Source organism: Chondromyces crocatus (assembly GCF_001189295.1).
GTDB classification, from domain to species: domain Bacteria; phylum Myxococcota_A; class Polyangia; order Polyangiales; family Polyangiaceae; genus Chondromyces; species Chondromyces crocatus.
In genome coordinates this window covers 1,432,501-1,454,803 of sequence record NZ_CP012159.1, presented here as the reverse complement: position 1 = coordinate 1,454,803, position 22,303 = coordinate 1,432,501, and the positions used below count along the sequence as shown (strand labels likewise).

At 67.9% G+C, this 22,303-nt stretch carries 17 protein-coding genes and 1 rRNA gene; 5 read left to right on the top strand and 13 right to left on the bottom strand.

Annotated features, from left to right (window positions below; genetic code table 11):
• Positions 1–9: 9 nt before the first annotated feature.
• The gene (locus tag CMC5_RS05460) at positions 10–1,104 is read right to left on the bottom strand and encodes an ABC transporter ATP-binding protein (protein ID WP_050429422.1); all 1,095 of its coding nucleotides are present in this window, start codon (positions 1,102–1,104) and stop codon (positions 10–12) included.
• A 4-nt stretch (positions 1,105–1,108) separates the two neighbouring features.
• Entirely contained in the window at positions 1,109–1,945 is an 837-nt protein-coding gene (locus tag CMC5_RS05455; protein ID WP_050435725.1) for an HAD family hydrolase, read from the bottom strand.
• A 404-nt stretch (positions 1,946–2,349) separates the two neighbouring features.
• On the opposite strand from CMC5_RS05455, the gene CMC5_RS05450 reads away from it, so the two are divergent.
• A complete protein-coding gene (locus CMC5_RS05450) occupies positions 2,350–3,333 on the top strand; it encodes a 3-oxoacyl-ACP synthase III family protein (RefSeq protein ID WP_050429421.1) in 984 nt (327 codons plus the stop codon).
• A gap of 1,035 nt (positions 3,334–4,368) precedes the next feature.
• The gene (locus tag CMC5_RS05445) at positions 4,369–5,757 is read left to right on the top strand and encodes a hypothetical protein (RefSeq protein ID WP_156338232.1); all 1,389 of its coding nucleotides are present in this window, start codon (positions 4,369–4,371) and stop codon (positions 5,755–5,757) included.
• Positions 5,758–5,784: 27 nt separating this feature from the next.
• Here CMC5_RS05445 and CMC5_RS05440 read toward each other — a convergent pair whose 3' ends face one another.
• The 7 genes from CMC5_RS05440 to CMC5_RS05410 form a co-directional block, all read right to left on the bottom strand.
• A complete protein-coding gene (locus tag CMC5_RS05440) occupies positions 5,785–6,807 on the bottom strand; it encodes an LLM class flavin-dependent oxidoreductase (protein WP_050435724.1) in 1,023 nt (340 codons plus the stop codon).
• Between the two features lie 159 nt (positions 6,808–6,966).
• Positions 6,967–8,007 carry a hypothetical protein gene (locus CMC5_RS05435; protein WP_050429419.1) on the bottom strand — a complete coding sequence of 347 codons (1,041 nt, stop codon included), beginning with the start codon at positions 8,005–8,007 and terminating at the stop codon, positions 6,967–6,969.
• Entirely contained in the window at positions 8,004–8,390 is a 387-nt protein-coding gene (locus CMC5_RS05430) for a hypothetical protein (RefSeq protein WP_050429418.1), read from the bottom strand. The genes CMC5_RS05435 and CMC5_RS05430 overlap by 4 nt, the downstream gene beginning before the upstream one ends.
• 307 nt (positions 8,391–8,697) lie before the next feature.
• Positions 8,698–9,126 (bottom strand): DoxX family membrane protein, encoded by a 429-nt coding sequence (locus CMC5_RS05425; RefSeq protein WP_050429417.1) that lies wholly within the window; start codon positions 9,124–9,126, stop codon positions 8,698–8,700.
• A 163-nt stretch (positions 9,127–9,289) separates the two neighbouring features.
• Positions 9,290–10,624: a threonine synthase gene (thrC, locus tag CMC5_RS05420; RefSeq protein WP_050429416.1), complete on the bottom strand. Its 1,335-nt coding sequence runs from the start codon at positions 10,622–10,624 to the stop codon at positions 9,290–9,292.
• A gap of 18 nt (positions 10,625–10,642) precedes the next feature.
• Positions 10,643–11,719 (bottom strand): serine/threonine-protein kinase, encoded by a 1,077-nt coding sequence (locus tag CMC5_RS05415; protein ID WP_050429415.1) that lies wholly within the window; start codon positions 11,717–11,719, stop codon positions 10,643–10,645.
• A gap of 132 nt (positions 11,720–11,851) precedes the next feature.
• Positions 11,852–13,189: an NAD(P)/FAD-dependent oxidoreductase gene (locus CMC5_RS05410; protein ID WP_245678308.1), complete on the bottom strand. Its 1,338-nt coding sequence runs from the start codon at positions 13,187–13,189 to the stop codon at positions 11,852–11,854.
• A gap of 161 nt (positions 13,190–13,350) precedes the next feature.
• On the opposite strand from CMC5_RS05410, the gene CMC5_RS05405 reads away from it, so the two are divergent.
• Both CMC5_RS05405 and CMC5_RS05400 read left to right on the top strand, forming a co-directional pair.
• On the top strand, positions 13,351–14,661 hold the full coding sequence (locus CMC5_RS05405) for a hypothetical protein (protein ID WP_245678307.1): 1,311 nt from the start codon (positions 13,351–13,353) through the stop codon (positions 14,659–14,661).
• Positions 14,662–14,898: 237 nt separating this feature from the next.
• On the top strand, positions 14,899–15,942 hold the full coding sequence (locus CMC5_RS05400) for a phosphatase PAP2 family protein (RefSeq protein ID WP_050429413.1): 1,044 nt from the start codon (positions 14,899–14,901) through the stop codon (positions 15,940–15,942).
• On the opposite strand, the gene CMC5_RS05395 is transcribed toward CMC5_RS05400, so the two are convergent.
• Both CMC5_RS05395 and CMC5_RS05390 read right to left on the bottom strand, forming a co-directional pair.
• The gene (locus CMC5_RS05395) at positions 15,935–16,918 is read right to left on the bottom strand and encodes a hypothetical protein (RefSeq protein ID WP_050429412.1); all 984 of its coding nucleotides are present in this window, start codon (positions 16,916–16,918) and stop codon (positions 15,935–15,937) included. The genes CMC5_RS05400 and CMC5_RS05395 overlap by 8 nt on opposite strands.
• Positions 16,915–18,336 (bottom strand): aminotransferase class III-fold pyridoxal phosphate-dependent enzyme, encoded by a 1,422-nt coding sequence (locus tag CMC5_RS05390; RefSeq protein WP_050429411.1) that lies wholly within the window; start codon positions 18,334–18,336, stop codon positions 16,915–16,917. The genes CMC5_RS05395 and CMC5_RS05390 overlap by 4 nt, the downstream gene beginning before the upstream one ends.
• A 55-nt stretch (positions 18,337–18,391) precedes the next feature.
• On the opposite strand from CMC5_RS05390, the gene CMC5_RS05385 reads away from it, so the two are divergent.
• Positions 18,392–19,849: an aldehyde dehydrogenase family protein gene (locus CMC5_RS05385; RefSeq protein ID WP_082362260.1), complete on the top strand. Its 1,458-nt coding sequence runs from the start codon at positions 18,392–18,394 to the stop codon at positions 19,847–19,849.
• 12 nt (positions 19,850–19,861) lie between these two features.
• Here the strand turns inward: CMC5_RS05385 and CMC5_RS05380 are convergent, their stop codons facing one another.
• Positions 19,862–21,958, bottom strand: coding sequence for a M13 family metallopeptidase (locus CMC5_RS05380; protein ID WP_063796213.1), 2,097 nt, complete (start codon positions 21,956–21,958; stop codon positions 19,862–19,864).
• A gap of 77 nt (positions 21,959–22,035) precedes the next feature.
• Positions 22,036–22,152: ribosomal RNA gene (gene rrf, locus CMC5_RS05375) — 5S ribosomal RNA — on the bottom strand.
• Positions 22,153–22,303 lie beyond the last annotated feature (151 nt).

Sequence of the window (22,303 nt, the reverse complement as noted above, 5' to 3'; positions counted from 1 at the left end):
CGCTGCGCCTCACGCCCCTGACACCGGACGCACCCGCGCCCCCGACAAAGGGTCGAACCACAGCACCGCGCCCGTCTCCAGGCCGACCTGCACCACATCCCCCGCTGTGACCTGCGCAAACCCGCGCGCTCGCGCCCGCAGCCGCAGCGCTCCCGCCTCCAGGTACACGAACGTCTCCGCGCCCAGCGGCTCCGCCACCGTCACCCGACCCCGCACCACGCAGGCCATCTTCTCAGCATCCTCGTCCGACCTCAGCACCCGCACGTGCTCCGGCCGCACCGCCGCGACGAGCTGCTCGCCCCCGAGCGTCCCCGCCGGCAAACTCAGCGCCCCGCCCTCCGCCACGTACCGATCCCCCTCGCGCCGCACCGCCACCTGGTTGATCGCCGGCGACCCCAGAAACCCCGCCACGAACAGGTCTTCCGGATCCTCGTAGATCACCCGCGGCGCCCCCACCTGGAGCAGCGCCCCGGCGCGCATCACCGCGATGCGATCCCCCATCGTCATCGCCTCCACCTGATCGTGGGTCACGTAGATCGACGTCGTCCCCAGCCGCCGCACCATCGCCGCCAGCTCCACCCGCAGCTCCGTGCGCAGCGCCGCGTCCAGGTTCGACAGCGGCTCGTCGAACAGGAACACCTTCGGCGACCGCACGATCGCCCGCCCCATCGCCACCCGCTGCCGCTCTCCGCCCGACAGCTCCCCTGGCCGCCGCCCGAGGAGCCCGGCGAGACCCAGCGTCCCCGCCACCTCCTCCACCCGCTTCGCCCGCGCCTCACGCGACACGCCCCGCATCTTCAGCGGGAACCCCATGTTCTCCGCCACCGTCATGTGCGGGTACAGCGCGTAGCCCTGGAACACCATGGCCACGTCCCGCTCCTGCGGCGGCACCCGGCTCACGTCCCGCCCATCGAGCAGGATGCTTCCTGCGTCCGGCGTGTCGAGCCCGGCCACGAGCCGCAGCGCCGTCGATTTCCCGCACCCCGAAGGCCCGACGAAGACGAGCAGCTCCCCGCTCGCCACCTCCAGATCGAGCCCCTCCAGTGCGGCCCGCGCCGCGCCAGGGAAATGCCGCTTGAGCCCCCGCAGCGCGATCGACGCCACGCCCTTACCTCTGACCGACGGGCGCCACGGGCTGGTCCAGCACCACGACCCCCGGGATCGAGCCGCACACGGCGAGGAGCTTCGGCGCCGGGGTCACGGCCACCGGCACCACGGAAAGACGCATCATGTCGGCGTCGTAGACGCTATCGCCGAAGGCGGCGAGCAGCTTCGTCGCCCCTCCAGCCCGAGCGCCGAGCGCCCGCTCCACGGCCAGCACCTTGCCGCGCCCGTACGTCGGCGGCGCGGCCATCGACGGCTGAACGATCCCCGCCTCGACCTTCGGACACATCGCCATCACGTCCGCAGGAGGAATGTCGAACGCCACCACCGCGCGCTCCACCGCGAGCTGCGGCGACGCCGACACCACCAGCACCCGCACCCGGTGCGCCTGCGCCCAGCGCACCACCGCGAGCAGCCCGGGCCGGACGCGCTCTTCCAGCCGCAGCCGCGCGAACGTGCGATCCGCGAATCCCCGCACCTCGTCCTCCGACCAGCCCGCGAAGGCCCACGCCATCATCGCGAACGCCCGCGACTCCTCGTAGCCGCCTGCCTCGAACACCTCGTACAGCCGCGCCGCCAGCGCGTGCGCGTCGTCCCCAGGTTTGACGGACAGCCCGCACGCCTCCGCCTCCACCGCGAGCGCCGCCCGCGCCTCCGCGCGCGTCCCTCGCGCATCGAGCAGCGCCTCGAAGAGATCGAAGCCCACGTCCCCGTCCCACAGCGTCTGATCGGCATCGGTCGCCACCACCCGCGGCCCGTCGTCCTCCGACCACCCCGCGAACGCCCGCTCCAGCCGACCGAGAACCTCGTCCGTCGTCCCTCGCGCAATCCCTGCATCCATGCTTCGCCCCGCCTCCTCCTGGCTCGCCCCGACGCTGTCCGAGGCCACCTCGACGACCCGTCGCTCACCGCCGTCCCGACGCCGCTCTGCGTCGATCGGCGCTTCTCTCGCGCCCTTCGGGCGCCTCTCCCGCGCCCTTCGGGCACTTCTCCCGCGCCCTTCGGGCGCCTCTCCCGCGCCCTTCGCCCGTCACCGATGCGCCTCGCTTACTGCGGCGGACGCGCCGCGTCACGCCTCCGTGTCACGGACGGGTCATGGCGTCGCGCGGGATCGGGCTCGGCGCTTTCCCCGCTCGCGCTCCGTGTGCTAGGTCGACTCCGAATTCGTCGCCCGCCCCGCGTCTTCTGCGCATCCTGCGCGACGCGCGACGTACGACATGCGTCCCTGCGTCCCCTCGCCGTCCCATGCTCCACATCCACGGAATCGGTCATTTCCATCCCGAGAACGAGATCGACAACGCCTTCCTGGAGGCGCTGGACATCGGCACCAACGACGCGTGGATCGTCGAGCGCGTCGGCATCCGCCGGCGCCGGACCGTGCTGCCCCTCGATTACATCCGCGAGACGCGGAACCTCGACCTGCGCGCCGCACAGGAAGCCGCCCTTTACAGCAATGCCGAGACGGGGCGCCGCGCCGCACAGATGGCCATCGAACGCGCCGGCATCGAGCCCTCCCAGATCGGGATGGTGATCGCGGGCGGCTGCTCCCCCGACACCTGCATCCCCGCCGAAGCGTCGCGCGTCGCCCACGCACTGGGCCTCGAAGTGCCGGCGTTCGACCTGCATACCGCGTGCAGCACCTTCGGCACACAGCTCCATTTCGTGAGCCAGCTCGGCCCCGCCGCGCCAGAGTTCGTGCTGGTGGTCTCCCCGGAGAACGCGACGCGCATCGTCGACTACACCGACCGCAACACCGCCGTCCTGTTCGGCGATGGGAGCAGTGCCGCCGTGGTGTCGACCCGGGTCCCCTCGCGGGTGCGCGTCACGCGGACCCAGTTCGGCGCGAGCCCGAGCGGCTGTGACGACGTGCGCATCCCCCGCATGGGCTATTTCTCGCAGAATGGTCCAGCGGTGCACAAGTTCGCCATCAAGCGGATGGCGTCACTCCTCGAAGAGATTCAGCAAGAGGTCCCTGCCGACCAGGCCTCACGGCTGATCTACGTCGGTCATCAAGCGAACCTGCCGATGCTGGAGAGCGTCTGCCGGCGCCGCGGCATCCCGCCGGAGCGGCATTACGCGAACATCGTCGAATACGGCAATCAGTGCGCAGCGGGCGCGCCCATCGTGCTGTCGCAGCGCTGGGACGACCTGCGCGCCGGCGACCTCGTGGCCGTCGTCGTCGTCGGCTCGGGGCTCGCCTGGTCGTCGCTGCTGCTCGAGGTGAGCTGAAGGGTCGCGCAGAGGCGCGCGTGACGGCGCTCGCGACGACCACGGCGACCACGGCAAGGGAGACGGCGCCCGCGGGAGCCTCCACGACCGCTGCGGGGCATCCAGAACAGCGACGGGGTTGCACGCGGCACGCGCGGGGATGCACGCGGCAAGATCCCGGTTGTAGGAGGGAACACATGGCAAACCTCCGGCACGCGCGGGGATGCACGCGGCAAGATCCCGGTTGTAGGAGGGAACACATGGCAAACCTCCGGCACGCGCGGGGATGCACGCGGCAAGATCCCGGTTGTAGGAGGGCATACCGTGCATCGACCCCGGCACGCGCGGGGGAGCCCACGGCAGCGTGCAGGATGTAGGAGGGCATACTGCTTGATGGCGACGGCGCACGTCGGGGTGCCCGCGGCAGCGACGGTGCACCGCAAAAACCGCCATCGCGCGTGAGCGCCTCGACAGGTCGCCCGGCGAGGTCATGGCGACGAAGGGGGGCACACCCGTGCGGGCGTGCGCGGCCAGCTCCGCTGTCTCGCGCGTGTGACAGGTGTCATGCCCTCATGACGTCGGTGCTCGGACGCCGTGTCACCGGCGCGGAACAGCGCATCGTGCACACCGCGCATGCCTGGGCATCGTCCACCGCCTTGGGCGCTCACGTCATGCCAGAAGCCACACGCCTGCGCGCTCGTTGCTGGACGCCGCACGCCTGCGCGCTCGTTGCTGGACGCCGGAGGTGCGCTCGTTCGCAGCGGGCTTCTTTCGCCACGCCGGTCGCTGAAAGCACGTCGGTTCGTTGCTGGGTTTCCGGCGTGGCATGCGCGTTGCGATGACGCACGTCGCACCGACACCGCCGAGTGCTTTGCCTCCACCGACGTCCGACGTCCTGGTTTCTCAGGTGATCGCCATCCCCAGGTGACCTGCTCCCGCAGGAGCGCTGCGTGGACGCGCGCGCCCCACCTGCGAAGCGACGCTGACGAGACGGCGGAGAGCGACGTCGGCGTGCGGCGCGATCCGACAGCCTCCCCACGTCCGAAGAGGTCCATCATGCCCCTGCCTTTCCTCCACCATCTACCGCGCACCGCGCTCGGGCTCGCCCTCGCCCTCGTCGCCGGATGCGACCCGCCCACGCCCCCGACGTGCAAGTCCGGCTACGTCTCCTCGGCGTGCCCGGATCCCACGATCTGTCACGGCCCGAGCTGCGGGAAGATCTACACGTGCCGCGCTCCCTCTCCCGCACCCGAGGAGGGCCTCCCCGATTACCTCTGGCTCTGCAATGGCCACAGCATCAACGATCCCTACGGCTTCCAGACCTTCTGCGACGCATCGCTCGTGGATGCAGAGCAATTCTGCGTCGATCAATGCATCATCGCCGGTCAGGAGAGTGGCTATTCGGCGACGGAGATCGCTCACCTCTGTCAGCACGTCACCGTCGAGGTCGAGACCTGGGTGGAAAACGACGAGCCACTCGTCTGCGATCCGAAGGAGATGGCGAAGATCCCCTATGTCTACGACCCGGAGTTTCTCTGTCCCGAGTCGGACAACGTCGACCCGGAGCTGCCTCCTCCCGTGCCCCCGGGGTCGGGTCTGCCGTCCGTGTACTGTCACGGCACGGCGGATCCCTCGACGCCCTCGGGCGCGACGCCGCATGACTTCAACGATCTGTTGATCTCCTACTGGGTCGAGCAGCTGGAGCTCGGCGACTGGCACCCCACGGCGAAGTTCGAGTTGTTCAACTCGGGCTGTGGCTACGAGGTCCCCACCATCTACTACGAGGGCCTCGGGCTGACCGACGATGAGATGTGCCAGACCTTCTGCTCGGAGGTCGTCGCCCAGCGCGAACTGGAGCACCAGAACCCTTCGGATCCAGGCTCCGCACGCATCCTCCACGACAACTGCAGCAGCTTCGTCGCCGGGTCACTGTGCGCGAATCACCCTCTCCTTCCGCCCCTGCTCGGGCCGACCACGGTGTCCTTGCAGCTGAACGCCGCGCTCAACTTCAGCACCCACGCCGTCCCCGCCTCGTTCATCGGGACGATCACCTACTCGACGTACGACTGCCCCTCGACGCTCAGCAGCTGCGCCATGATGATCGACGCGCTGTCCGTGGATCTGGTGTCGCCGGTGACCGGCATCTGGCCGTTCACCTCGGGCCCGGTGGCCTTCACGTCGAGCGACATGAGCCTCCAGCTCCTCGAACCGACGCGGGCGACCTACGCGATCACCACCGGCGACTTCGAACTCTACCCCTTCAGCACGGCGGTCAACGTCGACGGGGCCTACACCCTGGGGAGCACCTCCGGTCCGGTCTCCGTCGACATGGACGCGCTGAACAGCACCGCCATCTCCGGCACCATCGAGAACGACGGGTCCGTGTCGCTCTCGGGTTCCCTCCAGTTCGGCCGCGGCGTGACGCTCACCTTCGCGACGCCGTGATCCCTGCCCTCCCCCCGCGTCGAGCGCTCATGCCGCGCGGGGGGTGAGGTCGAACGCACGCGCGAGCAGCTCGTACGAGCGGGCGCGGGCGGCCGGGTCGAGGATGATGTCCTGGATGACGATCTCCTCGGCATGCGTCTCGCGCGCCATGCGCTCCAGCGCGGTGCGCACGCGCTCGGGGTCACCGATGACGAAGCGTGGCCAGGGCTCGTCGGTCGCGTGGCGGAGGCCTCCCAGCTCGGCGATGGCCTCTTCGGGCGTGGCGAGGCGGCTGCCGAGGTCGCCTCGGCTGAGGCGGGCGTACATGCAACGCACGGTCATGGCGAGGTGCTCGGCTTCGGCCTGCGTGTCGGCGCAGACGACGTGCATGGCGAGGATGGCGCGCGGGGCCTTCACGCCGACCTTCTCGGCCGCGGTCGGCTCGAACTCCTCGCGGTAGGTGCGGAGGGCCGCGAGCGCGCCGTCGGGCGAGATGAAGCCGGCGAAGGCGTACGGGAGGCCGAGCTGGGCGGCGACGTGCGGGCTGGAGGGGCTGGAGCCGAGGAGCCACATCTCGGGGGCGCCAGGCACGTCGGGGAGGATGGGCGCCTCGGCGAAGGGGTGGTTCGGGGGCATCTCCTGGCCGACCCAGGCGATCAGCTCGACGAGCTGCTCGCCGTAGTCGTCGACGGGACGGCGCTGGGCGCGGTGGCGCTGCAAGGCGACCTCGGGGATGCGGCCGGCGAAGGCGCGGCCGATGCCCATGTCGATGCGGCCCGGGAAGAGGGCGTGCAAGGTGCGGAACTGCTCGGCGACCTTGTAAGGGCTGTAGTGGTTGAGCAGGACGGCGCCCGAGCCGACGCGGATGCTCCTGGTGGCCGCGGCCACGGCGGGGATGAGGACCTCGGGCGCGTGCGAGGCGATGGAAGCGGTGCCGTGGTGCTCGGCGAGCCAGTAGCGCTCGTAGCCGAGGCGCTCGGCATGGCGCGCGAGCGCGATGGTGTGGGCGAGGGCGTCGGCCTGCGTTGCGCCGGGAGGGACGGGGGAGATGTCGACGATCGAGAGCTTCATGCTGCGGCCTCCGGCGAAGCCCCCCCGCGGGATGGTCATGAAGCACGGGCCGCCAGCGCGCAACCGGCGCCTTCACCTTTGGCGCTGGGCTGTCGACCACGCACACGTCGAAGAGCTCGCTCATCACCTCCCGCGCACCGGCCCGCTGGGCAGTGCCACTCACCGTTGGTTGGGATCGAAGCCTGGCTCATCACGCGGTCGCACCGAGCGTCCCGTGGCTTCCTTCAAAGGCGTGTTCATGTTGTACGTCCTGAAGACCTTCGTCGAACTCTCCGAATGGCTGAGATAGGGGCGCTCGAGATACCCCGTCACGAGCACCCTGCACTCTGCGCAATGCGGCTTGTCGCAGCCCATGATGACCAGCGTTCGGAACTTGTAGTTGTGCACGTACTCCACCATCTCGCCCTCGGCATGGGCCGCGGGCGCCTGAATGGCGTGGTAGCCCCGCGCATGCGCCACTTTCCGCATGGCCGGCGGCATGCGCCCATCCCTGTTCCAGAACACCAGCTTTCGATATGCGGTCTCGGTTTCCATCACGGTGCAGAGGATGGTGGTCGCGCCATGTGTTTGATTGGCGCGCACCTGACCCTTCCTCATGACCGTCCTGGGGATCACGTCGTGAATCGCCTTCGCGTCCGCCTCCAGGTCGAGGTTGTCCCATTCGGCCTGACCCTTGATGCGGTTGTTCACGGGCGGGACTTTGCGCTTTCCGTCTTCGTCGCGCATCGTGACCTTCTCGCCGTCTTTCACGGTCCGCCCATCGGCCTTCGTCGAGTTGAAGATCCTCCGGTGGTTGAACACCGTCCGCTCGGTGTTCGTCGTTGCCTCTTCGCTTTTCCGCTTCACGGGCTCGACGAAGGTTCTCGTCTCGTCTTCCAGCTCGCTCTCCGAGTCGGAAGCGTCCGAGTCGAACGAGGCGACGAAAAACGCAGGATTTGCGTGCGGCATGGGCTTCCTCGCTGGCGCCTCGCAGGGGGCGGCGATGAGGGTGCTGCGCTTGGTGGATCGTGAGTCCTGCTCACGAGGATCTTCCTCCGCCGAAGACCGCCTCCGCTTCCCCACGCGCGACCTCCCGACGTCCTGCGCTGCCACGGCGACATCGGGCACCGTGCTGCTCTCCGAGACAATCTCCAGGTGCTGAAGCCCGGCGAGGGCGAGGAGGAAGTCTTCGTCGGCGGAGGCACTGTCCGGCCCGGTCACGCGGCCCGCTCCGAGCGAGGAAGGGTGTAGATCTCGCTCGCCTCTCTCCAGTCCTCGGGCTCGGCCATCTCGAAGAGACGCTCCATGCGCTCGTCGGGATGCACGGTCTCGTCCGTCAGCACGCCGTGAATGAACGGGTGGCGGTCGAAGCCGCGGCCGACGACGAAGGAGAGCTCGGCGAAGGCGATGAGATCCTCGTCGAGCGTGAGGCCGTAGCCATGGGCGCGCTCGATGAGCGAGAGGAGCTCGCGCTGCAAGGTGGCGGGCGAGATGTCGGCCACCTTGGTGGGGTGCTCGGCGCGCAGAATCTCGGCGAGGTGCTGCGCAAAACGCGCGTTCAAGCTCGCCTTCAGCAGCGCTAACTGGGCAGGCAGGATCCTCATGGTGGCCCTCCGTTCGTGACAGGACGGACGCGCAGCGTGAGAAGGACGAACGATCACCACGCGGTGGCGGGTCGATGTCGAAGCGTCCGACGGGTTCCTGATCTCTTCATGACCTCGCGGAAAGCAACGTCAATGGGCGCGCCGTACGATCGGTGTCGGCAACGTGCGGGAAGTGCGTGCGAGACAGGAGCGCGCGCCAGGAGCGCGCGCCAGGAGGTGCGTGCGAGACAGGAGCGCGCGGGAGGGGGGTGCGTGCGAGACAGAGGCGGGAAGCCGGGCGCTCCCCGATGCGCTCAGAAGGCGCGGTTCACGCGGCGGGGGTCGGCTTCGACGCAGCCTGCGGATCGCTCGGGGGCTTGGCCTGGAAGAGCGGGGCGAAGCTCGTGCGGTAGGCGTAGAGCAGGAACAGCTCGAGGGCGACGATGGCGAAGGTCATCTCGAAGCCGCTCTTGTCGAGGAAGATGTGGAAGAAGGCGATGTTGACGATGATCGGACCGAGGAAGACGAGGCCGAGGGGGACGAAGAAGCCCGAGAGGAGGGCGATGCCGCCGAGGATCTCGAAGACCTTCACGGCGTGCATGTACCCGCTGCCGTAGAGGGCCGCGCCGAACTGGGTGGCCGGGGTCTCGACCTCGGGGGGCGGCGGCATGGGGAGGAAGTTGAAGAAGAAGTTGAGGCCGAAGACCAGGAACATGAGCCCGAGCAAGACGCGGGCGATGATGGTGGCGATTTTCATGGGATCCTCAGAGGTCGTGGGTTCCCCCCGCGCGCTGTTGGTCGTGCCCGGGCAGCGCTTCTCGAGAGGCGCGGCGGGGCGGTCATGAATCGGTCGAGATCACAGGGAACGGTGAGGGGTTCGTGAAGGCCGCAGGGCCTCGGGTCATGGAGGCCGCGGGGACTCAGGTCATGGCGGCGGCGTGGCGCTCGAGGGTGTCGAGGACGCGGTGGTAGTCGGGAGCGACGTGGACCGGGGGGTTGGCCCAGGTGCTCTCGACGTCCGGCAAGGCGCGCTCGTGGTACTTCACCTTGAACTCGGTGAACTTGAGGGCGCTGGCGGTGGAGACGACGACGACGCGGTCGCCGCGTCGGACGATGCCGCGGCGTTCGAGCTTTTCGAGGGCGGCAAGGGCGACGGCGGTGTGCGGGCAGGTGTAGAGGCCGGTGCGGTCGGCGCGGGCGGCAGCGTCGCAGATCTCGGCCTCGGTGGCGGCTTCGACGACACCGTCCATCTCGTCGAGGGCCTTGATGGCACGCGGGGCGCTGACGGGGTTGCCGATGCGGATGGCGGTGGCGACGGTCTCGCCGGCGACGACGGGGGCGACGTCGCGCTGGCCCGCGGTCCAGGCGCGGTAGAGGGGGTCGGCGCGCTCGGCCTGGGCGACGGCGAGGCGGGGCATGCGAGCGGTGAGGCCGAGGTCCTTGAGCATGCGGAAGCCGGCGTAGAGGGCGTAGGCGTTGCCGAGGTTGCCGCTCGGGAGGACGACCCAGTCGGGGACGCTCCAGCCGAGCTGCTGGGCGATCTCGATGGCGACGGTCTTCTGGCCCTCGATGCGCAGGGGGTTCATGGAGTTGGCGAGGTAGACGACGCCGTCTTCGGCGAGGCGCTGGACGATGGTCATGCAGCCGTCGAAGTCGGTGTCGAGGGCGAGGACCAGGGCGCCCGCGGCGATGGGCTGGACGAGCTGGGCGGTGGAGACCTTGCCACGCGGGAGCAAGACGGCGACGGGGAGGCCGGCGGCGGCGCCGTAGGCGGCAAGGGCCGCGGAGGTGTCGCCCGTGGAGGCGCAAGCGACGGCGCGGACACGGAGACCCTGGCGGATGGCCTGGTTGACGACGGAGACGAGGACGGTCATGCCGAGGTCCTTGAAGGACCCGGTGTGGCTCGTGCCGCACTGCTTGATCCACAGCTCGTCGAGGCCGAGGGCACGGCCGTGGCGGTCGGCGCGGAGGAGGCTGGTGCCGCCTTCGTCGGTGGAGACGATGGCGTCGTCGGGGAGGCCCGGGGCGACCCACTCGCGCTTGCCCCAGACGCCGGAGCCGAGGGGCCAGGGGCCGCGGCGGAAGCGCTCTTCGAAGAGGCGCTTCCAGGTGTCGGCGCTGCGGGTGCGGAGGGCGTCGAGGTCGTGGACGACGTCGAGGAGGCCGTTGCAGGTCGGGCAGCGGTAGAGGGGCTGCGTGAGGGGGTAGCGGCCCGGGCAGCCGGCGAAGCAGCGAAACGCGGCGTTGTAGGGCATGGCGAAGGGTCGGGCGGGTCAGCCCTGGAGGGAACGGGGTAGCATCCCCAGGCGCTTGTAGAAATAGGTCGTCGCGCGGCGGGCGAAGACGCCCCGGGGTTCGTACGTGTCGGTGAGCTGGAGGGGGGCGTCGGCGAGGAGGGGGCGATCGCTGGCGAGGCGGTCGAGGTCTTCGACGAGGGCGTCCATGGTGGGGTAGCGGTTGTCGGGGTGCTTGCGCGCGGCCTTGAGGATGACGGACTCGATGCGGGGGTCGAGCTCGGGCTTCACCTGCGAGGGGGGCGGGGGCGCGACGAGGAGGTGCTGGGCGAGGATGTCGGTGTCGTCCTCGATGCGGGCGAAGGGGAGGCTGCCGGTGAAGGTCCGGTACATGACGATGCCGAGCGCGTAGATGTCGGTGCGCTGGTCGTGGAGGTCGCTGACGACCTGCTCGGGGGACATGTACTCGACGGTGCCGACGGCGAAGCCGGTGACGGTGAGGCCCGCCTGGGCGGTGTTCTTGGCGAGGCCGAAGTCGAGGACTTTGACGGCGTAGGGGTCGCCAGGTTGCCCGACGAGGAAGAGGTTGTCGGGCTTGACGTCGCGGTGAATGATGCCGACGCGGTGCGCGGCGCCGAGGGCGTTGGCGGCGTGGCGGAGGACGGGGACGGCGAGTTCGGCGTCCATGACGCGCTCGCGGCGGAGCCAGTCGCCGAGGGACTCGCCGAAGAGGTACTCCATGACGAGGTAGGGGCTGCCGTCGCTGCGCTGGCCGACGTCGAAGACGCGGACGATGTTGGGGTGGCCGATCATGGCGGCGGCCTGGGCTTCGCGAAGGAAGCGTTCGCGGGTGCGCTGGGCGCCGGCGTGAGCGGGTTCGAGGATCTTGATGGCGACGGGGCGGAGGTTCTGGCGGTCCTCGGCGAGGTAGACCTTGGCCATGGCGCCGCGGCCGAGGTAGCCGCAGATGATGTAGCGGTCGCCGAGGATCTCGCCGCGTCGGCGGGTGGGGCGCGAGGCGAAGAGGGTGGTCTGGGGGGCGTCGTGGAGCTCTGCGCCGTCGTAGGGGCAGAAGCGGGCCGCGTCATACTCCCGGTGACAGCGCGCGCAGAACATTCGCTCCTCGATCTTACGATCGGAACCGGCGTCGTCACCGCTGGAGCTGCGGGGGTGATCGTCGGAGCGGGGGCGAGGCCAGGGGCCGTTGCGTCGGTGCTGAAGGAGCGAGAGGCGGGACGCGGGTGTGCGTCAGTCGGTGCGGCGGGGCGATCGGCCGGTGAGGCGGGTGTACGCCTGGTAGCCGACCCAGCGGAAAGGTTCGGGGGGAACGCCGGTGAGGCGCTTGTTGTAGAAGGGCAGGCCTTCCCAGCGTTCGCCTTCACCAGCGTAAATATCCGTGATGACGCGGCCGGCGAGGTTCGCGAGGGTGATGCCGTGGCCGCTGTAGCCGACGCCGTAGTACACGTTGCGGTGCTCGCCGGTGACGCCGATGCTGCAGACGCGGCTCATGGTGATGCCGAGGGGGCCGCTCCAGCGCTGGGCGATGGGGACGCCGTCGAGGGCAGGGAAATACTTGTGGAGGAGGCGCTGCATGGTGCGCGCGGCGCGCTCGGTGGAGCCGGTGAAGTTGGGGCTGCCGCCGTATCGGTAGGCGTAGGCGTCGTTGCCACCACCGCCGAAGACGATGGCGCCTTCGTGGTTGATGCATCCGTAGGAGATGCGATCCATGTCGTCGGTGAAGCCGGTGACCTTGCCCCAGGGGATCGCGGCGCGCTGCTCGGGGGTGAGGGGCGCGGTGGCGAGGACGTGGGAGTGCATGGCGAAGAGGCCGGTGCGGAAGTAGCCGAGCGCCGGGGTGTAGGCATTGGTGCCGAGGACGATGGCAGCGGCGCGGACGGTGCCGTGCGGGGTGGTGAGGGTGATGGTGGAGCCCTCGGTGACGAGGCAGACCGGGGTCTGTTCGTAGATGGCGACGCCCCGGGAGAGGAGGACGGGCTTGAGCGCGCGGAGGAAGTCGACGCCGTGGAGGTGGCCTTCCGAGGCGTCGTAGACGGCGCCGGCAGCGGTCTCCATGCCGAGGCGTGAAGCGAGCGTCGCGCGGTCGAGGTAGGCGACGGGGATGCCCATGGCGTTGAGGCGCTCGACCCGGGCGTGCGCGGCTTCGGCGCGGCGGGCGTCGGTGTAGACCTCGAGGCAGCCGTCGCGGCTGTGGCGGACGGAGAGATCGTGCTGCTGGATGAGGGCGACGATGTCCTCGATGCCGCTCCGGGTGGTGTCGTAGACCAGGCGGGTGAGCGCGGGATCGTCGGTGCCGACGCCGTTGATCCAGTTGAGCATCATGCCGCCGTTGCGGCCGCTGGCCCCGTTGGCGAGCCGTCGCGCTTCGAGAACGACGATGCGCAGGTCAGGGAAGCGACGGCTCAGGTGGTAGGCCGTGGAGATGCCGGTGAAGCCGCCGCCGATGATGGCGACGTCTGCTTTGATGTCGTCGCGCAGCGGTGGTGAGGGTTCATCAGGTCGGCCGTCGGCCGTCCACACGCTCTGCGCCGGATCGATCTCCAGGATCTGCTGGATGGCGCGGCTCACGAGGCGTGAGGCTAGCACAGGACCTGTCGCGAATTCTCTGCGAGTTTGGCATACTTCCAGGAGAAGACCTGTCGCTGCGGGGGCGATGCCGCGGCCTGGTAGGCACCCGATGGATGGCTCGCTCTGGCGATCCATCACCATCGGGAGCCCAGGGAGCACCTGTGAAAAAGCGCGTCCGGCTGTGCATGAAGGATCTGTTCCACCAGGACGTGGTGGAGATGATCGAGAGGGAGACGCGCAAGTACGAGCTGTGGTCGGTCGACAACCCCGACGCGCCCGAGTTCGACGAGGGTTACCAGCTCCTGTGGGACACGTTCGGTCCGACGGCCGAGATGGAGCGCAAGGATGTGCTCCGGAAGTTCCTGCGCGACGATCCCTTCGAGCCCGAGCCTTCAGGAACCTACATGCGGTACTTCTTCCTGGTCGCGCGCGGCGCCGACGGGAAGATCCGTGGGGTGCGCGACGGGACGATCCTGGTGAACCCGGCGTACTCGCCGGACCTGTGCGTGGTGTACCTGGCGCACATCTACATGCGACCCGAGGCGCGCGGGACGGTGCTGTCGTACTGGCTGCGGATCTCGCCGGTGGAGATCGCGATGCAGTACCTGCTCGATCTGCACACGATGGGGAAGATCACGCTGCCCGCGCCGAACTCACCGGGGAAGTACTTCGGGATGCGGCTCAATCTGACGGCGGAGTCGGAGTACTTCTCGCCGGAGGAGCCGGTGTCGTGGCAGCGGGTGCTGTTCTACGGGCGCGGTGGATTCGACGCGATCAATCCGCGTCACTTCCCGTATCGGCAGCCAGACTTCCGGGATCCGGAGCAGATTGAAGAGACGGGGAACCGGCCGTTGCCGCTGATGTTGCTGGTGCGGCGGATGGGGCGAGAGCGGCAAGCGCAGCTCCCGATCGATGAGGCACGGGCGCTGATGCGTCTCTTGTACGACGACTTCGCCGACCACTGTGCGCCCGAGTTTCTGGAGAACAGTCTGCAGCTCGTGCTGGATCGGCTGGAGGAGCGAGCGAAGCGCAAGAAGTACGTGGAGCTTCTGCCGCTGCCCAGCGGGCCGAGCACGCTGCACCGGTTGAAGCCGCTGTTCAGGTACAACGTGTTCAATCGCTACTATCCGAACGACCCGATCGTCGCGAGCTACCTGAACGGGCCGATGCGGGAGCAGGTGAAGAACCCGCGCTTCCTCGACGAGCAGCTCACGCGGATCGCGGGGGAGCTGGAGGGTCGGCCGCGGGGGTACGTGTACGGGAGCCGGGACAAGGACTTCACGTGGGAGGGGACGCCGCTCGCGCCTTCGCCTCCGGAGCACGAAACGGACGGGCCCGACACGGAGCGGCTCGATACGGACCGGCCAGGGCCTCCCGAGCTCGACGACGAGTGGTCGGCCGAGGTGCAGGAGCGCAGTGACGGGTCCGGGGAGGCGCATGCCTGGGCGTCTCCGCCTTCTTCGGAGCGGTGATGACGCAGCGCTGGGGAGGCGACTTCCCAGCAAGTGCGTCGCGGCCTTCTCACCTCGGCGGCGGGATCCTTCGGAAAGCGCCGCACTCGGGGGAGATGGCTGTCGAAAAATTCGACGCTGAGATGGCCCCGCGGTTGCTCTGTTGTGGCAGACAGGCGTCGCCGCCGGGGAGCCCCCTGTTCACCCCGCGCTGTGTCGAGGCCGGTGCCCTCGCCGAACCACGTAGGGGGAATCACTATGTACGAGAGACTCACGAGCGACATCACCAAGGCCCCCGGGGATCACGGTCCAAAGAGCGGTGGGCATCCGGAGCTGCCGGGCACGTCGGAGCTGCCGGGGGCGTCGGCCCTGAAGGGGATCCTGACGCTGTTCACCATCCAGGACGCGGTCCTGACAGGGTACCTGTTCGCGATCACGGCGCTGGTCGCGCGGTCGGAGCCGAGCGAGATCCAGGCGCAATGTCTGCGGCGCACGATGGCCAGCGTGCTGGTGCTGGTGCTGGGCTGCATCTTCGCGCGCGGCGCGACGAGCGTGTCGCCGGCCATCCGGAGGACGGTGTACCGGATGGTGATGCCGGGCATCGTGCTGATGAACTACCTGACGCTGCGGGACGTGCTGCCGATCGTGAGGACAGACAGTCTCGATTTGCAGCTCTTGCAGCTCGATCTGATGCTGTTCGGGGTGGAGCCGGCGCTCTGGATGGAGCGGTTCAATCAGCGGCCCATCGTGGAGTGGTTCGCGTTCTTCTACTTCAGCTACTTCTTCATCTGTGGCTTCTACATGCTGCTGGCGGTGTGGCTGCGTCGCCCGAGCCGGCACACGACGGAGTTCGCGATCGGGACGGGGATCGTCTACTGCGTGGGGCAGCTCGGGTACATGGCGGTGCCCGGGTACGGGCCGATCGGCGCACTGCAGCACATGTACCAGGGGCCCGTGGATGGGGGGTTCTTCTGGAAGTGTGTGATCGACACGGTGCAGGCGGGTGGCGCGATGAAGGACATCTTTCCTTCGCTGCACACGGCGTCGCCGCTGTGGTTCGCGCTGTGGGCGTTCAACAGCGCGCGGTACGACAAGCGGTTCTTGCCGCTCGCGGTGGTGACGGCGTTCTTCTCGGGCAACATCATCATCTCGACGATGCTGCTGCGCTGGCACTACGCGATCGACGTGGTGGCCGGGGTGGTGCTGGCGGTGAGTGCGCTGTTCCTGTCGATCCGGCTGTCGCGGTGGGAGGAAGAGTTCCGCGGGAAGATGGGCGAGACGGCGGCGTGGATCTTCAAGTGAGGCGAGGCCAGGCGGCGGCGATCGCGGCGCGTTCGTCTGCGGGGTCTTCGAGTTCGACGCGGCGCCAGCGCTCCGGGTAGCGCGCGAGGACTTCGCTGCGAACGAGGGGGCCGAGGGCGGCGAGGGCGTCGGTCCCCACGGGGAGGGGGAGGAGCGGGATTTCTTTGCCGCTCGCGCGAGAGAGGGCGCGGGCGGTGTGGTCCTGGAAGGCCTGGATGTCCTCGGGGCGGTTGTCGCAGGCGTGGATGGCGTGGATCTGGCGGAGGCACCCCTCGGCGCGGGCGCGGGGGATGGTGCGGCGGGTCTCTTCGCCGACCTGGCGGATGACGGCGAGGAGGGGGATCGGCGCTGGCGGGACGCCGAGCGTGACGAGGTCACGGAAGTCGGGCTGGACGTAGGGGAAGAGGGCGGGAGGGATGACCGAGAAGCCCGCTCTGCCGTAGGCGAGGAGGCGGATGATGGTGTCCGGTTCCTCGGCGACGGCCGGCTCCATCTCGGCGAAGAGGATGATCTCGGAGGTCGAGGGGTCGAGGCCGGCCGCGGTGAGGGCCTGGCGGCAAAGGCCGACAGGCGCCGCGCGGAGCAGGGCGGCGAGGCCGGAGCGGCGGTACGGGGGCAAGACGAGGGTGTGGGAGAGCAAGGCGACGCAGCGGCGCGCGGCCAGGTCGAGCGTGACGAAGCAGTCGCGTACGCCGGCGAGGGCTCCCTGCTGGGTGCGATCGCGGGCGAGGACCATGTGGTAGCTGCTCTGGATGCGGGCCGGCCACGCCTCGGGGGGGAAGCGGGGGCCCGAGGACCAGCGGTGGAGTACCTCGGCGCGCTCGATCTCTCCTCGAGGGCCGAAGACGGCGTTCAGGGCGTGGTAGCCCTCGTCGAAGGCTGCAGCGTCCGCAGCGGCTTCGAGTGCGAACCGCTCCAGCGCAGCGCGGGTTTTGTCACCGCCGTCGGTCTTCGGCACGTCGTCGGGGGCGATCATCGGGTCATCTCTCGGAGCGTGGCGTCGAAGATGGACACGGCTTCGTCTACTTCTGCTTGCCGGGTGATGAGGTGCGGTCGGAGCCGCACGGAGCGCGTGCCCGTGTAGGTGGCGAAGACGCCCTGTCGCTGGCACCGCGCGAGGAAGTCGTCTCGCGTGGCAGGCGTCGGTAGATCGAAGGCCAGCAGGAAGCCTCGCCCACGAGGCTCGGTCACGAGGTCAGGGTAGCGTTCGGCGAGTCCCTGGAGTTGCGCGAGGAAGTAGGCGCCCGTTTCGGTGACGTTGGTGAGCAGGTTCTCGGCGTCGATGGTGCGCAAGGTGGCCAGCGCGAGTGCTGCGCGGGTGCGGTCGCCGTTGCGGGTCTGGTACATGCGACCGAACTGGGAGATGTCGTGGGCCGGGGCGGCGAAGAAGCCTCCCATCTGCATCTTCTTGCCGAAACAGACGAGATCCGGGGGGCGTGGGAGCGCAAGCTGCTCGTGGGCCCAGAGGGTGCCCGTGATGCCCATGCCGGTCTGGACTTCGTCGAGGATGAACGCGGCACCCGCTTCGGCTGCGAGGGCCTGGACGCGCTGGAAGAACGCTGGGCTCGCGTGGCGGTCTCCTCCCTCGGACTGCACGGGTTCGACGAGGATGGCGGCGACCTTGCCTGCATGCTGGTCGAGGATGCGGGAGAGTTCGGCGAGGGCTTCCGCTTCGAGGCGGAGGTTGTGCTCTTCGTGGCGCTCCCTGGGAAAGCGGTTCGCAGGGAAGGGAGCCACGGGCCAGGGAAACGAGGGGAGGTCCGCCTTGTGGATGACCTTGGAGTGGGTGGCTGACAGGGGGCCCAGACCGCGGCCATGGAAGGCACCCGAAAACGAGACGACGACGGCGTCGCTGCGGCGTGTTCCCTGGAGGATGGCTTGCTGCTCTTCGTCAGGCAGCAAGAGGGGGTTCGCTGGGCGCCCTGCTGCCACGCGCTGCCGCTCGCCATGCTGGATGAACGCCGCCTTGAGGGCAGCTTCCACGCCTTCGCCCCCTGCATCGACGCAGAAGATGCGACCCATGCCGCGGGGCGCATACTGTTGCTCCATCGCCTGGATGAAATCGAACCAGGCTGGTGTGGCGATGAAGGGGGTGGAGGTAGGGTTGGCTGCCGCGGCCGCAAAGGCGTGGCTCCGCGCGACTTCCAAGAGCGCGGGGTGATTGTACCCAAGCGCGCCCAGCGCGAAGTTGGCGAAGAGGTCCAGGAAGACGTTGCCGTCCACATCCGCCAGCCAGCAGCCTTGGCTGCGCTCTTCGTCCATGACGACGGCCCGGTAGCGGGACTGCATGTCGAAGGTGCCGCGCGCCATGAGCGCGCGAGCCTTCGGACCAGGGAGGTCGGTGACGACCTGACGAGGAGAGGCAGCGTTCGCGCGCTCTTCGGTGCTGTCCATGCGGTGGGTCAGTATCTCGCACGGGAGCGGGCTTGTCAGCGATAGGATCGACTTCATGGTAGAGCGCTCCATTCAATCCCTGCCGCTGTCCGCCAGGCGGCACTGGATCAGCAACCAGGAAGCGGATAGCCGCGCTGGTGAGACCTTCGAGAAGAAGAATCCGGCCACGGGTGAGCTCCTCGTGACCCATGCGCGCGGGCGACGCGAGGACGTCGAGGCCGCCGTCGCCTCGGCACGCGCCGCGTTCCCCGGCTGGGCGAAGACGGATCCGAACGAGCGCGCACGCGTCCTGTGGAAGGCAGGAGAGCTGATCATGGCGCGGCTCGAGGAACTCGCGCACCTCGAGGTACTCGACACGGGCAAGCCCATTACCAACGCGAAGACGATCGATGTGCCTCGCGCGGCAGATACGTTCTTTTACTACTCGGGCTGGGCTACCAAGCTGCACGGAGAGACGATCCCCGTGCGCGGCCCGTTCCTGAACTATACGTTGCGCGAGCCGCTGGGCGTCATCGGGGCCATCATCCCGTGGAACTTCCCGCTGCTGCTCGCGGCTCGAAAAGTCGCGCCAGCGCTTGCCGTGGGAAACACGGTGGTGCTCAAGCCACCGGAGGAGTCGAGCCTGACTTCGCTGGAGCTCGGACGCATCCTGGCCGAAGCGGGTCTCCCTCCTGGGGTGCTGAATGTGGTCACCGGGCACGGGGAGGAGGCCGGCGCAGCGCTCGTGCAGCACCCCGACGTCGCCAAGATCTCGTTCACGGGTGGCACGGAGACAGGGCGGGTGATCATGCGGTCGGCGGCGGACACCTTGAAGAAGGTGTCGCTGGAACTCGGGGGCAAGAGTCCGAACATCATCTTTGCCGACGCGGATGTGACGGCTGCGGCCCGCGCTGCAGTCCTCGCTGCGTTCTACAACCAAGGCGAGATCTGCACGGCGGGAAGCCGGCTGCTCGTCGAGCGGAAGATTCATGACCAGGTGCTGGAGGTCGTGTCGCAGGGGGCGAGCAAGATGCAGCCTGGTGACCCGCTCGATCCCGGGACGCAGATGGGTCCGCTGGTCTCGGAAGCCCACCTGGGTCGGGTGTTGAGCTACATCGAGCGGGGCCAGGCGGAAGGGGCACGCCGAGAGATCGGGGGCAGTTCGCGGGGACCGGGGTATTACGTCGAACCCACCGTGTTCTCAGGGGTTCGTGAGGACATGACCATCGCGCGCGAGGAAATCTTCGGGCCTGTCCTGGCCGTGATTCCCTTCGATGACGTGGACGAGGCAGCGCGCATCGCCGATGCGACCGAGTTCGGGCTCGCTGCGGGAATCTGGACCCGCGACGTCAGCAAAGCCCACGGACTGGCATCACGGGTGCGAGCCGGCACGGTGTGGATCAATACGTTCAATCGCTTTGACGCCGCCAGTCCTTATGGAGGCGTCAAGCAGTCTGGTTTTGGTCGGGAAAACGGGAGAGCAGTGCTCGAAGAGCTCACCCAGCTCAAGTCGGTCTGGGTCGCGCTGGCCTGAGCGAGCGAGCGCTCACCAGACAGAGCATGTGTTGGCGGGTCTCATCGGAGTTCCCGCCGTGCACTGGAAGGCCTCCGTGAACTCCGGCATGTTCATCAGCGGCCCGTTCACCCTGAAGCGTGGCGGCGAATGAGGATTCGTCGCCACCATGACGCGCAGCGCCTCGTCCCGCATCTGGCCGCACCACGCCTGGGCGTGGGCTAGAAAGAATTGCTGGTCCTCGCTGAAGCCACTGGCTTCGGTGACCTCTGCAGCCCCGAACCTCATGGCTCGGTAGGCTTGGAATGCGAGCTTCAGGCCGCCCAGATCGGCAATGTTCTCGCCGAGCGTCAACTTGCCGTTCAGCTTGAGGCCAGGGAGGGCTTCGAACTCCGCGAACTGAGACGCCACACAGCCGGTGCGCTTCTTGAACGCCTCACCCACCGTCGGCGACCACCAGTCGGCAAGATTGCCTTTGCCGTCGAACTGGGAACCTTCATCGTCGAATCCATGGGTGAGTTCGTGGCCCACCACCATACCGACACCGCCCAGGTTCACCGGGATGCTCGACTTCACACTGTAAAAGGGCGGCTGCAGAATGCCCGCAGGGAACACCATGTGATTGCGCTGCGGGTCGTAGTAGGCATTGACCGTGGGGGGGCTCATCTGCCACTCATCACGATCGAGTGGCTTGCCCACCTTGGCCAGGTCACGCTGTGTCTCGAAGGCACGCGCCGCGAGCACATTGGCACCGTATTCTTTACGATTGACGGTGAAGTCATAGGTGCGCCATCGATCGGGATATCCGATCAGGTACGCCATCGCATCGAGTTTCTCTCGAGCCCGCTGCTTCGTCGCATCATCCATCCAATCGAGGCGTCCCAGCTCGGTCGCGAAAGCGCGGCTGATCTCATGCACCATGCGCTCAGCGGCTTGCTTGCTCTCGCCTGCGAAGTTGGACCGGATGAACGGCTGAGCAAGCAGCTCCCCGAGCGCGGCATCCGTCGATCGCACGCACTTCCTCCAGCGAGGAAGGTCTTCCTTTTGCCCAGTCAGTGTCGAGGTCAGCCGGAAACTCTCATCCGCGAATGACTTGGACAGAGCAGGGGCCAAAGAGCGAGCGATTTGCCACTTGAGATAGCTCTGCCAGGCCACAGGCTTGACCGTTCGCAGTAGCGGACTCATTCCCTCGAAAAAAGGAATGCTCGTCAGATTGACTTGAGGCGTCGTCGCCACGCCGAGGGATTTGAAGTATGCAGCCCACGGGAATTCAGGAGCGAGCTTCGAAAGCTGCGCGCGATCCACGGGGTTATACAGGCCCTTGGGGTCTCGCCTCTCGACCCGGGTCTTCGACACCCGAGCGAGTGCGGTCTCCACGGCAATGACGTCGACTGCAGCAGCTTTCGCCCCCCGCTCCGAGAGGCCTATGAGCTGCATCATCTTCTCTACATGCGTCGTATAGCTGCGACGCAGCTCAATCGAGCGCTCATCATCCTTCAGGTAATAGTCTCTGTCAGGTAGGCCGAGCCCATTTTGATCCAGTTGAGCGATGACTTTCGTCGCGTCTTTGAAGTCCTGCGCCGACGCGATATCGAAAAGAGCCCAGATTCGCTGAGAATGCAGCTCTCCGATGAAAGCTCCAATGGTCGCTGGGCTCTGGACTCTGCCTGCGCGGGCGAGAAGCGCTGCAATCGGTCGACTCCCACCTGCCTCCCGCACGGATTCATCCATGCAGCTGCCATAGAAGTCGCCGACCTTCCGGTTGAGCTCGTCGGCAGACGCTTGCTTTGAAGCCTCCTCCAGGATGCGGTGAAGCTCCTGCTCGTTGCGCTTCGCGATTTCGCTGAAGCTGCGCATCCAGGAGGCCTCGTCCCCAGGGATCTCGTTTGCAGCAAGCCAGCCCCCACAAGCGAACTGATAGAAATCGCCACACGGATTGGCTGTTCGGTCGAGCGATGCCCCATCAAGGCCGACGCTCTCGAGGGATGTCTTGAAGACCGCCGGCTCTACGCTGGAAGGACGTGGCTGCACTGGCGGAGGAGAGGTGCCGAGCGAAGCTGGTGATGAAACACCAGGACCACAGCCCAGTCCAAGTGCGGCGAGGAAGAGAGGGAGACGTTTCGAGACCATCACGTGGAGCCCTGACTAGTCGTAAAAAACGCAAAAAAAAAGCCTGCATCAAGAAGACTTGATGCAGGCAAAAAAAACCCCGGCGGCGTCCTACTCTCCCACTAAGTCGCCCTAGCAGTACCATCGGCTCCGAAGAGCTTAACTTCCGAGTTCGGGATGGGATCGGGTGTGGCCTCTTCGATTTCACCACCGAGAAATTGTGGGTGCGTCCATCGCACCTGGAGACCGACTCGCGTCGACGTGGCCTAACCACTTTCTCCAGTGCGTCCAGCTGCTGCGTTCTCGCGCTCGCTAGCGTTCTTCGCCACCCGAACTCCGGGCACGATGCTCAATGATTGCCTTAGA

Excerpts from the sequence above, each read along its gene's own strand:
- CMC5_RS05455 (WP_050435725.1), bottom strand. The coding sequence starts at position 1,945 with ATGGATGCAGGGATTGCGCGAGGGACGACGGACGAGGTTCTCGGTCGG.
- CMC5_RS05450 (WP_050429421.1), top strand. The coding sequence starts at position 2,350 with ATGCTCCACATCCACGGAATCGGTCATTTCCATCCCGAGAACGAGATC.
- CMC5_RS05445 (WP_156338232.1), top strand. The coding sequence starts at position 4,369 with ATGCCCCTGCCTTTCCTCCACCATCTACCGCGCACCGCGCTCGGGCTC.
- CMC5_RS05440 (WP_050435724.1), bottom strand. The coding sequence starts at position 6,807 with ATGAAGCTCTCGATCGTCGACATCTCCCCCGTCCCTCCCGGCGCAACG.
- CMC5_RS05430 (WP_050429418.1), bottom strand. The coding sequence starts at position 8,390 with ATGAGGATCCTGCCTGCCCAGTTAGCGCTGCTGAAGGCGAGCTTGAAC.
- CMC5_RS05425 (WP_050429417.1), bottom strand. The coding sequence starts at position 9,126 with ATGAAAATCGCCACCATCATCGCCCGCGTCTTGCTCGGGCTCATGTTC.
- thrC (WP_050429416.1), bottom strand. The coding sequence starts at position 10,624 with ATGCCCTACAACGCCGCGTTTCGCTGCTTCGCCGGCTGCCCGGGCCGC.
- CMC5_RS05415 (WP_050429415.1), bottom strand. The coding sequence starts at position 11,719 with ATGTTCTGCGCGCGCTGTCACCGGGAGTATGACGCGGCCCGCTTCTGC.
- CMC5_RS05400 (WP_050429413.1), top strand. The coding sequence starts at position 14,899 with ATGTACGAGAGACTCACGAGCGACATCACCAAGGCCCCCGGGGATCAC.
- CMC5_RS05395 (WP_050429412.1), bottom strand. The coding sequence starts at position 16,918 with ATGATCGCCCCCGACGACGTGCCGAAGACCGACGGCGGTGACAAAACC.
- CMC5_RS05390 (WP_050429411.1), bottom strand. The coding sequence starts at position 18,336 with ATGGACAGCACCGAAGAGCGCGCGAACGCTGCCTCTCCTCGTCAGGTC.
- CMC5_RS05385 (WP_082362260.1), top strand. The coding sequence starts at position 18,392 with ATGGTAGAGCGCTCCATTCAATCCCTGCCGCTGTCCGCCAGGCGGCAC.
- CMC5_RS05380 (WP_063796213.1), bottom strand. The coding sequence starts at position 21,958 with ATGGTCTCGAAACGTCTCCCTCTCTTCCTCGCCGCACTTGGACTGGGC.